The 15,242-nt window shown below is 74.9% G+C and carries 6 protein-coding genes; 4 read left to right on the top strand and 2 right to left on the bottom strand.

What is annotated here, in order from left to right:
- Positions 1-3,681, bottom strand: a complete 3,681-nt coding sequence (locus tag ACLJTM_RS04545) for a nitrate reductase subunit alpha (RefSeq protein ID WP_411102004.1) — start codon at positions 3,679-3,681, stop codon at positions 1-3.
- Between the two features lie 258 nt (positions 3,682-3,939).
- On the opposite strand from ACLJTM_RS04545, the gene ACLJTM_RS04540 reads away from it, so the two are divergent.
- A complete protein-coding gene (locus tag ACLJTM_RS04540; protein ID WP_411102003.1) occupies positions 3,940-4,689 on the top strand; it encodes a YwiC-like family protein in 750 nt (249 codons plus the stop codon).
- Between the two features lie 27 nt (positions 4,690-4,716).
- On the opposite strand, the gene ACLJTM_RS04535 is transcribed toward ACLJTM_RS04540, so the two are convergent.
- Complete coding sequence (locus ACLJTM_RS04535) at positions 4,717-7,566, bottom strand: lysylphosphatidylglycerol synthase transmembrane domain-containing protein (RefSeq protein ID WP_411102002.1); 2,850 nt, start codon at positions 7,564-7,566, stop codon at positions 4,717-4,719.
- 119 nt (positions 7,567-7,685) lie between these two features.
- On the opposite strand from ACLJTM_RS04535, the gene ACLJTM_RS04530 reads away from it, so the two are divergent.
- The 3 genes from ACLJTM_RS04530 to ACLJTM_RS04520 all read left to right on the top strand — a co-directional run bounded on the left by ACLJTM_RS04530 (position 7,686) and on the right by ACLJTM_RS04520 (position 15,238).
- A complete protein-coding gene (locus tag ACLJTM_RS04530; RefSeq protein ID WP_411102001.1) occupies positions 7,686-8,033 on the top strand; it encodes an MGMT family protein in 348 nt (115 codons plus the stop codon).
- 204 nt (positions 8,034-8,237) lie between these two features.
- On the top strand, positions 8,238-11,582 hold the full coding sequence (locus ACLJTM_RS04525) for an ATP-dependent helicase (RefSeq protein WP_411102280.1): 3,345 nt from the start codon (positions 8,238-8,240) through the stop codon (positions 11,580-11,582).
- A 5-nt stretch (positions 11,583-11,587) separates the two neighbouring features.
- Positions 11,588-15,238, top strand: coding sequence for a UvrD-helicase domain-containing protein (locus ACLJTM_RS04520; RefSeq protein WP_411102000.1), 3,651 nt, complete (start codon positions 11,588-11,590; stop codon positions 15,236-15,238).
- Positions 15,239-15,242 lie beyond the last annotated feature (4 nt).

The following is a 15,242-nucleotide window of genomic DNA, read 5'->3' as shown; positions in this document are numbered from 1 at the left end:
CTAGAACTCCACCTTCTGGTCGCGGCGGCGGATGACCGTCACCTCGTCGCGCTGGTTGCCGGTCGGGCCGAGGTAGTTGAAGGCCCAGGTCAGCTGGGCGTAACCACCGATGAGATGGGTGGGTTTGAGCATCACCCGGGTCAGCGAGTTGTGGATGCCGCCGCGGCGGCCGGTCTTCTCCGTCCTCGGGACGCCGACCGTGCGCTCCTGCGCGTGGTTCATGTAGACCGTGCCGGGCGGCATCTTGTGGGAGACGATCGCGCGGGCGGTGATCACGCCGTTGCGGTTGACGGCCTCGATCCAGTCGTTGTCCGCGACCCCGATCGCCTCCGCGTCCTGCGGGGACATCCACACCGTCTGACCGCCGCGGCCCAGGGTCATCATGTGGAGGTTGTCCTGGTACTGGCTGTGGATCGCCCACTTGTTGTGCGGGGTCAGGTACCGGACGGCGACCGATTTCGCCGTCTCGTCGACGGTGCCGAGCTCCGGCTCCCCGTACAGGGTGTGCATGTTCAGCGGCGGCTTGTACACGGGCAGGGACTCGCCGACCTCGTGCAGCCAGTCGTGGTCGAGGAAGAAGTGCTGGCGCCCGGTGAGGGTGTGCCAGGGCTTGAGGTGCTCGGTGTTGACCGTGAAGGCCGTGTACCGGCGCCCGCCGGACTCGGAGCCCGACCACTCGGGCGAGGTGATCACCGGGACCGGCCGGGCCTGGGTGTCGGCGAAGGTGATCCGCTTGCCCTCGGCCTCGGCGGCCAGGTGGGCCATCGGGGTGCCGACCTTCTTCTCCAGCGTCTTGAACCCCTGGGTGGCCAGGCGGCCGTTGGAGGTCCCGGACAGCGAGAGGATCGCCTCGCAGGCCTGCCGGGCGGTCTCCAGACGCGGGCGGCCGTCGGCGACTCCGCCGCGGACCGTGCCGTTCCTCGCGCCGAGGCCGGCGACCTCCTCGGCCACGTCGAAGGTGATCGCCTTCGTGGTCACGCCCAGCTCGTCGACGAGCGGTCCGAGCGCGGCGAACTTCTCGCCGACCGCCCCGTAGTCGCGTTCGACGACCGTCAGGTGGTACATCGTCCGGCCGGGTACGGGCTCGCACTCGCCCTTCGACCAGTCCAGCGCGACCCCGCCGGGCTGGGCCATCTCGCCGCCCGGGGTGTCGTGCTGCAGGGCGGTGGCGACCAGGTCCCGGCGCACGCCCAGGTGGGTCGCGGCGAGCTCGCCGAAGCGCTCGGCCAGGCCTTTGAAGGCGTCGTAGTCCGAGCGGGCCTGCCACGGCGGGTCCACGGCCGGGGTGAAGGCGTGCAGGAAGGGGTGCATGTCCGTGGAGGACAGGTCGTCCTTCTCGTACCAGGTGGCGGCCGGGAGCACGACGTCCGACAGCAGCGTGGTGGACGTCATCCGGAAGTCCATGGACATGAGCAGGTCGAGCTTGCCCTCCACGTCCTCCTCCCGGTACGCCACGTCCTTCGGCGTGCAGCGCGGCCCGTCGTCGGGGAGGTTGGAGTGGGTGCCCAGGAGGTGCTTGAGGAAGTACTCGTTCCCCTTGGAGCTGGAGCCGAGGAGGTTGGCCCGCCACACGTTGAGCACGCGCGGCCAGTTCTGCGGGGCGTCCGGGTCCTCGCCGGCGAAGCCGAGCGTGCCGTCCCGGAGTTGCTGAATCGTTTCTGCGACCGGGTCCGCGGCCTCGCCCAGCTCCAGCGGGTTGCGGTCGAAGGTCGGGTAGGAGGGCATCCAGCCCATCCGGGTGCTCGCCGCCAGGCAGTCCGCGCCCGTCATCCCCGTGAAGGCGCCGCTGCCGAGCGGGGAGGCGAGCGCCTCGGCGGGCAGGGTGTCGTAGCGCCACTGGTCGGTGTGCAGGTAGAACCAGGCCGCGCCGATCATCTGGCGCGGCGGACGCGACCAGTCGGAGGCCGCGGCCAGCGTCGCCCAGCCGGTGACCGGCCGGCACTTCTCCTGCCCCACGTAGTGTCCCCAGCCGCCGCCGTTGCGGCCCTGGCAGCCGGTGAGGGTGAGCAGTGCGAGGAAGGAGCGGTAGATGGTCTCCGAGTGGAACCAGTGGTTGGTGCCCGCGCCCATCAGGATCATGCAGCGGCCCTCGGACTGCTCGGCGGTCTGCGCGAACTCCCGGGCCACGCGCGCCGCCTGGGCCGCCGGAACCGAGGTCAGGGACTCCTGCCAGCCGGGCGTGCCCGGGGCGCTCGCGTCCTCGTAGCCGGTGGGCCACTCGCCGGGCAGCCCGTCGCGGGCCACCCCGTACTGCGCCAGCATCAGGTCGAAGACGGTCGTCACGAGCCGGCCGCCGAGGCGGCGTACGGGCACGCCGCGGCGGATCGTGCCGCGCGGCCTGCCGTCCTGGTCCACGCCCCGCTCGTCGTCCTCGAAACGGGGCAGGATGATCTCCACGCTCGCGTCGGCGGTGCCGTGCAGGGTCAGCCGCGGGACGGTGGTGCCCAGGTCGAGGTTCCACTCGGGCTTCTCGTTCGTCCCCCAGCGGTGCCCGAGGCTCCCGTTCGGGACGACCGGCTCGCCCGTGGCGTCGTCGACGAGGACGGTCTTCCACTGCGCGTTCTCGGTGTCCTGGCCCAGATCGGCGGCCGTCACGAACTTCCCCGGCACCAGGCCCCGTTCCGTCTCCGTCAGCGAGACCAGGAAGGGCAGGTCGGTGTACCTGCGGACGTAGTCCGTGAAGAAGGGGGTCTGCCGGTCGACGAAGAACTCCTTCAGGATGACGTGGCCCATCGCCAGGGCCAGCGCACCGTCCGTGCCGGGGTGCGGGTGCATCCACTCGTCGGCGAACTTCGTGTTGTCCGCGAAGTCGGGGGAGACGGTGACGACCTTCTGCCCGCGGTAGCGGGCCTCGGCCATCCAGTGCGCGTCCGGGGTGCGGGTGACCGGCACGTTGGAGCCCCACATCATCAGGTACGCGGCGTCCCACCAGTCGCCCGACTCGGGCACGTCGGTCTGGTCGCCGAACACCTGCGGGGAGGCCACCGGGAGGTCGGCGTACCAGTCGTAGAAGGACAGCATCGGCGCACCGATGAGGGAGTGGAAGCGGGCGCCCGCGGCGTGCGAGGCCATCGACATCGCGGGGATCGGGGAGAAGCCGGCGACCCGGTCCGGCCCGTGCTCCTTGACGGTGTGCACGTGCGCGGCGGCGACGATCTCCGTCGCCTCCTCCCACGAGGCCCGCACCAGCCCGCCCTTGCCGCGGGCCTGCTGGTACGCACGCCGGCGGACCGGGTCGGCCTGGATGTCGGCCCAGGCCTCGACCGGGTCGCCCAGGCGCTTTTTGGCCTCGCGGTACATCTCCAGCAGGGCGCCGCGCACGTACGGGTAGCGGACCCGGGTGGGGGAGTAGGAGTACCAGGAGAAGGAGGCGCCGCGCGGGCAGCCCCGGGGCTCGTACTCGGGCCGGTCCGGGCCCACCGAGGGGTAGTCGGTGGCCTGGGTCTCCCAGGTGATGATCCCGTCCTTGACGTAGACCTTCCAGCGGCACGACCCGGTGCAGTTCACGCCGTGGGTGGAGTGCACGACCTTGTCATGGCTCCAGCGGTCCCGGTAGAAGGCCTCGGCGGCCCGCCCGCCCGTGCGGTGGACGGTGCGCAGGTCCTGCGACACCTCGTCCCGGGTGAAGAAGCCGCCTGCACGGACGAGCGCGTCGATCGCCTCGCGCCGGCCCCCGGGCACCGCCGGCCCCTGCTGTCCTCGACGTCCCTGACGCTCCTGACGCTCCTGCAAAACGACCCTCCAGGCCGAAACAATGGTGCGTTTCGACGCTACGCCCGAGGAAGGCGCCGACCCGGTGACAAAGGTCCCGTGGGGCGGTGACCTCCTTCCGGTCTTTTCCGGGCCCGGCGCCTGTCAGGCTGGACGGACGCCGACTCCTGCGCATGCGGGGGGAGATCGGGCACGGGAACGGCCGACAGCGGAAGGGACGGCGCGGCGGTGGCGAGGACGCGGAGCAAGCCGGCGTACGTCTGGATCCCGGACCAGCACGGAGCCTGGGCGATGCTGGCGGTGCCCTTCCTCGCCGGCACCTTCCTCGCCCCCCGGCCCGGCTGGGCGCACGTCCTGCTCTTCGCCGCCTGGGTCCTCGGGTACGCCGCCGCCTTCCACGCCCAGCAGTGGCTGCGGCTGCACACCCGCGGGCTGCGCTCCGCCCGGCGCCACGGACGGCCCGCGCTGGTCGCCGCCGCCGCCTGCGCGGCGGCCGGGGCGGTGCCTGCGGTGCTGCACCCCTGGCTGTGGGCGGCCTGCGCGGCCGCGGCCCCGTTCGTCCTGGTGAACACCTGGTACGCCTGGCGCGGCCGGGAACGGGCCCTGCTCAACGGGCTGGCGGCGGTGGTCCCGGCCTGCGGGATGCTGCTCGTGGCGGTGCGGCTGGGCGGCGGCGACCCGGCCGACGCCTGGGCCCCGGCGCTGGCCTGCCTGCTCTACTTCGGGGGGACGGTTCCGTACGTGAAGACGATGATCCGGGAGCGGAACTCGCGTGCCCACTACCGTGGTTCGGTGTCCTTCCACGCGGCGGCCCTGGCCGTGGCCGCCTGCCTCTCGCCCTGGCTGGCGCTGCCCTTCACCGCCTACCTGGCCCGCGCGGCCGCCCTCCCGGGCCGCGGCCTGCGCGTGGGGGTGGTCGGCGCCACCGAACTCGCCGCCTCCCTGCTCCTGTTGGTGACCCTGCTCCTGGTGTCCTGAGTTCGGGCGGCGGCGGCCCGGCCGGCGTCAGATGGCTTCCTTGCGGGTCAGGAAGTTGAACGAGATCCAGCCCGGCAGCACCGGGAGCCAGAACGTCATCAGGCGGAACAGGAGCACCGCCGAGATGGCGACCTCCTTCTCCAGCCCCGCCGCGACCAGGCCCAGCGTCAGCGTGGCCTCCACCGCACCCATGCCGCCCGGCGTCGGCGCGGCCGAACCCAGCGCATTGCCCGCCAGGAACACCACGGCGATGCTCGCGTAGCTGATGGCCTCGCCGCCTCCGAACGCCCGGATCGACGCGTCGAGGCACATCACGAAGCAGCCGGTCAGCAGCAGCATCCCCCCGATGCCGGTCACCAGCTTCTGCGGCCGCTGCAGCACGTCCAGCATGCGCGGCACCACGCCGGCGAACAGAGCCCGGACCCGGGTCACCACGAACTTCCGCATGAACGGCACCGCCGTCACCACCAGCACCAGGACCGCCACCGTCAGCAGACCCGCGATGACCGTCCGGGAGGGGGTCATCTCCGGGGTCTTCTCGGTCCCGGTCAGATAGCCGAAGGCGAGCAGCAGCAGGATGTGACTGGCCAGCCCGAAGAGCTGGGAGGCGCCCACGCTCGCCACGGCGAGCCCCGGCCGGATCCCCGCCCGCTGCAGGAAACGGGTGTTCAGCGCCACCCCGCCGACCGCGGCCGGCGCGACCAGCTTCACGAAGGACCCGGCCACCTGGGCGACCACGGTCCGCAGGAACGACACCCGCTCGGGCACGAACCCCAGAAGGCTCATGGCCGCCGCCACGTAACTCAGCGCCGAGAAGGCGAGGGCCGCGCCCACCCAGCCCCACTGCGCTGCCCCGACGGTCTCCGCGAGGGGGACGTGCGCCAGCTGCGTGAGGAGGAAGTACGCGCCGAACGCACCCGCGATGAAGGAGACCAGCGTGCGCGGCCGGATCCGCTCCAGCCGGGCCGGCTCCACCGGCGCCTGCGGGCGGATCAGCAGCACCTGCTGGCGGATCTGGCTCAGCAGGTCCTCCTCGCGAGCCCCGTCGAGCGCGTCGTCCAGCGCCTTCTTCTCCGCCTTGCGGTCGGCGGCGGAACCCGCGGTGCTCGTCGCCGCAGCCGAGGCGTCCGCCTCCCGCGCGGCCTTCGCCGTCCGCGAGGACTCCAGCACGGCCTCGCGCTGCCGGTCCGCCCGCTCCCGCGCCAGCCGGCGCAGCGTGGCCCGGGTGGAGCGGCTCAGGGCGATCGGCTGGAGCAGCGGCAGGCAGTCCGCCACCGCGTCCGGGCCGAGCACCGACACCGCCGAGGCCACCGACCGCTCGGCGCCGACCCGCAGCCCGAGGGTGGTCAGCAGCTGCGCGATGTCCATCCGCAGCACCAGGTCGCCCGCGGCGATCTCACCGCCCCGCAGGTCGGTGAGGGTGACGCTGCCGGAACGATCCACCACCAGGGCGTCCCCGGTCAGCCGGCGGTGCGCGATCCGCCGCGACTGCAGTGCCCGGACCTGCTCCCAGGCGTTGCGGCTCAGCTCGTCGGTGATCTCCTCGTCGGCGAGGGAGTCCAGGGTCCGCCCGCCGAGGTGCTCGTACACGAGCATCACGGCGTCCGGACCCAGCTCGGAGGTCGCGATCAGCTTCGGGGCGTTGGCGCCGGCGGCGATGGCCGCGTACGCCAGCAGCGCCTCCTGCTCCAGCGCCTGCCGCAGGGACTGCAGGCTGCGCCGGGTGGTGATGCCGCGCAGGGTGAGCCGGCGCCAGACCCGGTAGAAGAAGCCCTGGGCCTGCTGCTCGCGGTCGACGACGGTGACGTCGAGCGGCGGGCCGTCCTCCAGGGTGACGTGGTAGCGCCGGCCCCGGTCGCTGACCTCGCCGGCCTCGGGCCCGTCGGGTGCCTCGGCCCGCATCGCGCTCACGGGCCGGAAGCCGACCCGGCGCAGCCCCGCCAGCAGGGTGTGCCCGGTGGGGCGCACATTGGGCGAGCCGACCGCGTACAGGGTGCCGTAGGCGACGCTCCAGCCGATCAGCACCGTCAGGATGATCGAGAACGGTGTGGTGTAGCCGCTGACCAGCATGGTGAACGCGTCGAGCAGCAGCACCACCCACAGGGCGACCCGCCATCGCGGCCGGCGGGTCATCCCGACGGCGGTCATGTACGCGATCACGGGCGCGAGGTAGCCGTGCACGGGATCGGTGAGCGCCCCCCCGGAGCCGGTCTGCCGGGTGAGGGCGTCCTGGATGGTGGCGGAGGCGGCCTGGGACACCCACAGGTCGGTGGCGAGGGTGACACCGTGTGCGAGGACGGCGGCGAGCACGCCGTCCGCGATGCGCAGGCCGTCGCGTTTGATCAGGCGCTCGATGGCGAAGGCGACGGGCAGCAGCAGCACCGCGATGCTCGACACCAGCGCGGCGACCTTGATCAGCAGGTCGGGGGCCTGACCGGTGCCCTTGTTGATGTCCTCTTCGAGGCCGACGGTGGTGCCGTGGGCGAAGGCGGCGATGGCGAGGACGACGGCGATGCCGAGGATGCCGACGAGCAGGCGTACGAGGTCGGACGGGCGGTGCACGCGGGCGGCGAGCAGCGGCTCGTCGACCTCGACCTGGTCGGCGGCCGTGGGCGCGTGGCCGTGCGGGCCCTCGTGGCCGTGCGGGACCTCGTGGTCCCGGGAGCCCCGGCCGCCCCCCTGCCCGTCGCCGGACGGGCCAGGGCCCTGGTCCGGGTCCGGGTCCTGGACCGGGTCCGCGGGAGGGTGCGCGCCTTCGGGGACGTCCCGGCCGGGGCCGTCGTCAGGGCGCGCGCCGTCGTCCCGCGCTGCGCCGTCCGGAGGGCTCACACCCTGCTCCTTCGTCGTCACTTCCGTCTCTTCTTGATCACGTATCACCAGTCACCGCCCGGAAGATGGTGGCACGGACGGGCGGGGCATCGGGGCAGCAGGGTGCGAGCCGGTACGGAACCGAAGCTTCCGAGGGACCGGGGCCGACGTGCTGCACCATGGGCCGAATGAGCGAGGAACTGCCCGCGTACGCGGAACAGGTACTGGAGCTGGCCGAGCGGATTCCGCCCGGCCGGGTGATGACGTACGGAGACGTGGCCGAGTGGCTCGGCGAGGGCGGGCCGCGCCAAGTCGGGCGCGTGATGGCCCTGTACGGCGCGGCCGTGCCCTGGTGGCGCGTGGTGCGGGCGGACGGCGTCCCGCTGCCGGGCGCCGAGCGGCGGGCCCTCGGGCACTACCGGGCGGAGGCCACCCCGCTGCGCCTGACCGCCGCGGGCGGGCCGCGGCTGGACATGCGCCGGGCGCGCTGGGAGGGGCCTGGACCGGAGGACGGGCGCGACGAGGCTCACACCTGACAGCTTCGGCCATGGGGCGCCCGGGCGGGCGGTCGAGCGCTCGTGCGAAGGACCGTACGGGGGACACGGGAGGACTGCGCGGGCCCGGCCGGGTGCCGTAGCGTTGCCTCTTCGGCCCCGGCCGCGGCGTGCGCCGCGGCCGCCGCACGGACACCCGCAGACCCCGCAGAACCCGCAGACCCACCAGGACCGGCACCCCACGTGATCACCTCTCCTTCCGACCGCTCCGCGCGGCGTACGCGGACCCCCGACGCGTACCGCCTCGTGCGCACCGGGCCGGAACGGGTGGATCCCCCTGTCCTGGACGCAGCACAGCGCGCGGTGGTTGATCACACCACCGGACCGCTGCTCGTCCTGGCCGGACCTGGCACCGGGAAGACCACCACGCTGGTCGAAGCGGTCGCCGCCCGGGTGGAGTCGGGCACGGACCCCGCCCGGATCCTCGTCCTGACCTTCAGCCGCAAGGCCGCGGTGGAACTGCGCGACCGGGCCGCCCTGCGCCTCGGGGGCGCGCGGGCGCCGCAGGCCACCACCTTCCACTCGTTCTGCTACGGCCTGGTCCGCGCCCACCAGGACACCGACCTGTTCGCGGACCCGCTGCGGCTGCTGTCCGGACCCGAGCAGGACGTGATGGTCCGCACCCTGCTGGAGGGCCAGCGCCGGCTCCGCTCCATCCGCTGGCCGGACGACCTGCGGGCCGCCCTGACCACCCGCGGCTTCGCCGACGAGGTGAGGGCGGTGCTCGCGCGCGCCCGAGAACTGGGCCTGGGGCCGACGGCGCTGGACACCTTCGCGACCCGGACCGGCCGGCCCGACTGGAAGGCGGCGGCGGCCTTCCTCTCCGAGTACCTGGACGTCCTGGACCTGCAGGGCACCCTGGACTACGCCGAACTGGTCCACCGCGCCGTCCTGCTGGCGGAGCGCACCCCCGGACTGTCCGCCGCCTACGACGCCGTCTTCGTGGACGAGTACCAGGACACCGACGCCGCCCAGCTGCGGCTGCTGCGCGCCCTGGCCGGCCCGGCCGGCACCCTCGTCGCCTTCGGCGACCCCGACCAGTCGATCTACGCCTTCCGCGGCGCCGACATCAACAACGTCCTGGACTTCGAGGGCTCCTTCCCCGGGGCCCGGGTCCGCGCGCTGACCGTGGGCCGGCGCTCCGGCGCCGCCCTGCTGGCCGCCACCCGCCTGCTCACGGCCCGGATGCCGCTCCCGCGGCTGCCCGCCGCGGCCGTCCGGGCCCACCGGGCGCTCCAGCCCGTGCGGGAGGGCGGCCGGGTCGAGGTGTACACCTACCCCACCGCCGGGGCCGAGCTCGACAACATCGCCGACGTGCTGCGGCGCGCGCACCTGGAAGACGGCGTGCCCTGGCGGGAGATGGCCGTCCTGGTCCGCTCCGGCGGCCGCACCATCCCGGCCATGCGCCGCGCCCTCATCGCGGCGGGCGTCCCCGCCGAGACCGACGGCACGGACACCCCGCTGCGCCACGAGCCCGCCGTGGCCCCCCTGCTGACGGCCCTGCGCGCCGCGGCAGCCGCCGCCCTCCCCCTCCTCCCGGGCCCCCGCCCCGCCCCGCCCGAGACCGCGGAGCCCGCCGGTGCCGCAGAGCCCGACGGGACCGGCGACGGGGAAGGCGCCGGGGCCGGCCCGGACCGGGCGCCGGAGCCCGACGCCGGGTGGATCGGGGTCGAGGCCGCGCTGGAGCTCCTCGCCTCGCCGCTCGGCGGGATGGACGCCGCCGACCTGCGCCGGCTCGGCCGGGCGCTGCGCGACGAGGAGCGCGCCGCGGGCGTCACCATCCCCGCGCCCTCGGACGTCCTGCTCGCCCGGGCCCTCGCCGAACCGGAACGGCTCGTCGCGCACGACCCCGCCCACGCCCGCGGCGCCCAGCGCCTCGGCCTGCTGCTGCGCAAGGCCCGCGAACTCCTGGAGGGCGGCGGCACCGCCGAGGAAGCCCTGTGGACCCTGTGGGACGGCACCCCCTGGCCGCAGCGGTTGGAGCGGGGCGCCCGGCGCGGCGGAGCGGCCGGCCGCAACGCCGACCGCGACCTCGACGCCGTCTGCGCCCTCTTCGACACCGCCGCCCGCGCCGAGGACCGCACCGGCGGCCGCGGCGCCCTCAACTTCCTCGAACAGCTCGAAGCCGAGGACATCGCCGCCGACACCCTCACCACCCGTGCCGTGCGCTCCGACGCCGTCCGGCTCATGACCGCCCACCGCTCCAAGGGCCTGGAATGGTCCCTCGTGGTCGTCGCCGGGGTCCAGGAAGGGCTCTGGCCCGACCTGCGCCGCCGCGGCTCCCTCCTGGAGGCCGACCGCATCGGCCGCGACGGCCTCGCCGAACCCCTCACCCCCGGCGCGCTGCTCGCCGAGGAGCGCCGGCTGTTCTACGTCGCCGCCACCCGGGCCCGCGACCGCCTCGTCGTCACGGCCGTCAAAGCCCCCGCCGACGACGGCGACCAGCCCTCCCGCTTCCTCACCGAACTCGGCGTGCCGCCCCGCGACGTCACCGGCCGGCCCCGCCGTCCCCTCGCCGTCCCCGCCCTCGTCGCGGAACTGCGCGCCACCACCGTCGACCCGGGGGCCTCGCCCGCCCTGCGCGACGCCGCCGCCCGGCGCCTCGCCCGCCTCGCCGCGCTCACCGACGACGAGGACCGGCCGATGGTCCCCGCCGCGCACCCGCAGCGCTGGTGGGGCCTGTACGAGCCCACCCGCAGCGCCGTCCCGCTCCGCGACCGGGACCGGCCCGTGGCCCTCTCCGGCAGCGCCCTGGACCAGCTGGCCAACACCTGCTCCCTCCAGTGGTTCCTCGGCCGCGAGGTGAAGGCCGACGCCCCCGCCACCGCCGCGCAGGGCTTCGGCAACGTCGTCCACGTCCTCGCCGACGAGGTCGCCTCCGGCCGCACCCCGGCCGACCTGGCCGTCCTCATGGAACGCCTCGACTCGGTATGGGACGCCCTCGCCTTCGACGCGCCGTGGAAGTCCGCGCAGGAGAAGGAGAACGCCCGGGCCGCCCTGGAGCGCTTCCTGCGCTGGCACACCACCGACCGCGGGGGCCGCGCCGCCGTCGCCACGGAGCACGAGTTCGACGTCACCCTGGAGGCGGGCGAGGTCGCGGTGCGCATCCGGGGCTCCATGGACCGGGTCGAAGCGGACCCGCAGGGACGGGCGTACGTCGTCGACTTCAAGACCGGCAAGGGCGCCCCCACCAAGGACGAGGTCGCCCGCCACCCCCAGCTCGCCGTCTACCAGCTCGCCGTCCGCGAAGGCGCCGTCGACGAGGTCTTCGACGGCCTGCGCCCGGCCCCCGGCGGCGCCGAACTCGTCCAGCTCCGCCAGGGCGCGGCGGTCCGCGACGGCGGCGACGCCGTCCCCAGGATCCAGGCCCAGCAGCCCCTCGACGGCGCATGGGTCGGCGACCTGCTCGCCACCGCCGCCGGCCGCGTCCTCGACGAGCGCTTCGCGCCCGCCACGGGCAAGCACTGCGACCACTGCTCCTTCCGCAGCTCGTGCAGCGCCCGCCCCGAGGGCCGCCAGACCGTGGAATGAGTGCGATGGGACACCGGCCCGGACTGTCGGCGGGTGGGGCTAGCCTCGTGGACGTGTCCGCGCGCCCACCCGTCCTCACCGATCCCGAGCAGCTCAAGGAGCTCCTCGGGATCCCCTTCACACCCGAGCAGACGGCCTGCATCACCGCCCCGCCCGCCCCCCAGGTGGTCGTCGCCGGCGCCGGGTCCGGCAAGACCACCGTCATGGCGGCGCGCGTGGTCTGGCTGGTGGGCACCGGCGTGGTCGCCCCCGAACAGGTCCTCGGCCTGACCTTCACCAACAAGGCCGCCGGGGAACTCGCCGAGCGCGTGCGCAAGGCCCTCGCCCGGGCCGGCATCACCGACCCCGACCCCTCCCCGGCCGAGGCCGGGGAGGCCGGCGGCGAACCGCGGATCTCCACCTACCACGCCTTCGCCGGCCAGCTGCTGAAGGACCACGGCCTGCGCATCGGCCTGGAACCCAGCGCCCGCCTGCTCGCCGACGCCACCCGCTTCCAGCTCGCCGCGAAGGTGCTCCGCGAGGCCCCCGGCCCCTACCCCTCGCTGACCAAGTCCGTCCCCGACCTGGTCAGCGACCTGCTGGCGCTCGACGCGGAACTCTCCGAGCACCTCGTCGAGCCCGCCCGGCTGCGCGCCTACGACACCGCGCTGCTGGACACCCTCGCCGGCGCCCGCCTCACCAACGAGGACCTGCGCAAGGTCCCCGAAGCGGTCCGCGGCCGCCTGGAGCTGCTGGAGCTCGTCAGCCGCTACCGCGCCGCCAAACGCTCCCGCGACCTCCTCGACTTCAGCGACCAGATAGCGCTCTCCGCGCAGCTCGCCACCACCCGGCCCGAGGTGGGGGCACTGCTGCGCGAGGAGTTCCGGGTGGTCCTGCTCGACGAGTACCAGGACACCTCCGTCGCCCAGCGGCTGCTGCTGTCCGGCCTCTTCGGCGCGGGCAGCGGGCACCCCGTCACCGCCGTCGGCGACCCCTGCCAGGCCATCTACGGCTGGCGCGGCGCCTCCGTGGCCAACCTCGACGACTTCCCCGAGCACTTCCCGCACGCCGACGGCACCCCGGCCGCCCGCCTGTCCCTCAGCGAGAACCGGCGCAGCGGCGGCCGCCTGCTCGACCTCGCCAACGGCCTCGCCGCCCCGCTGCGCGCCCTGCACGAAGGAGTCGAAGCCCTCCGCCCGGCCCCCGGCGCCGAACGGGCCGGCTCGGTCCGCTGCGCGCTGCTGGAGACGCACGCCGAGGAACTGCAGTGGCTCGCCGACTCCGTCGCCCACCTGGTCCGCACCGGGACGGAGCCGGGGGAGATCGCCGTGCTGTGCCGGTCCGCCGGGGACTTCGCGCGGATCCAGGCGGTGCTGGTGGACCGGGACGTGCCGGTGGAGGTCGTGGGCCTGTCCGGGCTGCTGCACCTGCCCGAGGTCGCCGACCTGGTCGCCGTCTGCGAGGTCCTCCAGGACCCGGGTGCCAATGCCGCCCTCGTCCGCCTCCTCGTCGGCCCGCGCTGGCGGATCGGCGCCCGCGACCTGGCGCTGCTCGGCCGCCGTGCCCGGCTGCTCGTCGGCCGGGCCCCGGCCGGGGCGGAGGCCGACGCGGACGAGCGGCTCGCGGCGGCCGTCGAGGGCGTGGACCCGGTGGAGGTCGTCTCGCTGGCCGACGCCCTGGAGACCTTCCTGGACGGGGCCGGACAGGCCCAGGACGACCTGCCGTTCTCGGCGCAGGCCCGGGTCCGCTTCGCCCACCTCGCCCAGGAACTGCGCGACCTGCGCCGTGCCCTCGCCGACCCGCTGATGGACGTCCTGCACCGGGTGCTGGCCGCCACCGGCCTGGAAGTGGAACTGTCCGCCTCCCCGCACGCGCTGGCCGCCCGCCGCCGCGAGACCCTGTCGAACTTCCTGGACGTGGCGGCCGGCTTCGCCGCCCTGGACGGCGAGGCCACGCTGCCCGCCTTCCTGGCCTTCCTGCGCACGGCCGCCCAGTACGAGAAGGGCCTGGACCACGCCCTGCCCGGCGGGGAGAACACGGTCAAGGTCCTGACGGCCCACAAGTCCAAGGGCCTGGAATGGGACGTGGTCGTCGTCCCCGACCTGTGTGCGGGGTCCTTCCCCAAGGAGAAGGCGCCGGAGGCCTGGACCTCGTACGCCAAGGTGCTCCCATACGCGCTGCGCGGCGACGCCCCGACCCTGCCCGCCGACCCGGACTGGACCTCGGCCGGGCTGAAGTCCTTCAAGGCCGCCCTGAAGGAGCACAAGGCGACGGAGGAGCTCCGCCTGGGCTACGTGACCTTCACCCGGCCGCGGTCCCTTCTGCTGGCCTCGGGCCACTGGTGGGGCCCGACCCAGAAGAAGCGCCGCGGCCCGTCCGCCTTCCTGACCGCCCTGTACGAGCACTGCGCGGCCGGGTACGGGGAGATCGAGGCCTGGGCCGGGGAGCCGGAGCCGGACGCGGAGAACCCGGCCCTGTCCGAGGAGGGCCGCGCCGACCACTCCTGGCCACTGCCCCTGGACCCGGCCTCCCTGGTCCTGCGCCGCGCCGCGGCCTCCCTGGTCGAGGCGTACCTGGCGGACCCGCCGCCGCCCGCGCCCGCGGAACCTGACGAGGAGGCCTACCTGTGGCCCCCGGACTGTGAGGACCCCGCCCACGGGGACGAGCCCTGGCCGGACGAGCACGACGACCCGGAGCCCGACCCCGGCCCCGACCCCGGCCCCCACCCCGGCCCCGAGCCCGACCCGGCCCCGGTGCGGCCCGCCGGCCTGCCGGCACCCGCCGCGGACGGCCCGGCCGACGACCCTTGGGCGTGCGACCCCTGGGCGGGCGAGGACTGGGCGAGCGGGGACCGGGCGGGCGAGGACCGGGCGGGCTCGGACCGGGCCGCGCCGCGGGCCCCGGCCGCCCGGCCTGCCGCGGACGGCGTTCCGGCCGCCGCCGGACCCGGCCCGCTCACCCCCGAGGAAGCCCGGGCGGTCGCGTCCTGGGACCGGGACCTGGAAGCCCTCGAAGGGGAGCTGCGCCGGTCCCGGGCCGCCGTGCGCGACGTCGAGCTGCCCGCCGCGCTCTCCGCCAGCCAGCTGCTCCGCCTCGCCGCCGACGAGCAGGGCTTCGCCCGGGACCTCGCCCGCCCGCTGCCCCGGCCGCCGCAGCCCGCGGCCCGCCAGGGCACCCGCTTCCACGCCTGGGTCGAGTCCCGCTTCGAAGAGCTGCCCCTGCCGCTGCTCGACGTGCTGGACCCGGCCACCGAGCTGCCCGGCTCCGACCAGGAGGTGGCCGACGAGGCCGACCTGGACTCGCTCAAGGCCGCCTTCGAACGCAGCCCGTACGCCGAGCGGACCCCGTACCGCATGGAGGCCCCCGTCCAGCTGACCCTCGCGGGGCGCGTCGTGCGCGGCCGGATCGACGCGGTGTACCGCGACCCGGACGGCTCGTACGAGATCGTCGACTGGAAGACCGGCCGCAGCACCGAGGCCGACCCCCTCCAGCTGGCCGTCTACCGGCTGGCCTGGTCGGAGGCGACCGGCACCCCGCTGGACCGGGTCTCCGCCGCCTTCCTGCACGTCCGCAGCGGCCGCGTCATCCGCCCCCGCGACCTGCCCGACCGGGCCCGTCTTGAGCGGATCCTCCAAGGCGCAACGGGCACCGGCGATGCCCCCCGCACGGACGGTTAGGCTC

This window comes from Streptomyces sp. cmx-4-9 (genome assembly GCF_046548835.1).
Taxonomy (GTDB): Bacteria; Actinomycetota; Actinomycetes; order Streptomycetales; family Streptomycetaceae; genus Streptomyces.
This window is presented reverse-complemented; position numbering and strand designations above follow the sequence as displayed.

Coding starts and splice junctions, on each gene's coding strand:
- ACLJTM_RS04530 (WP_411102001.1), top strand. CDS start 7,686: ATGAGCGAGGAACTGCCCGCGTACGCGGAACAGGTACTGGAGCTGGCC.
- ACLJTM_RS04520 (WP_411102000.1), top strand. CDS start 11,588: ATGGGACACCGGCCCGGACTGTCGGCGGGTGGGGCTAGCCTCGTGGAC.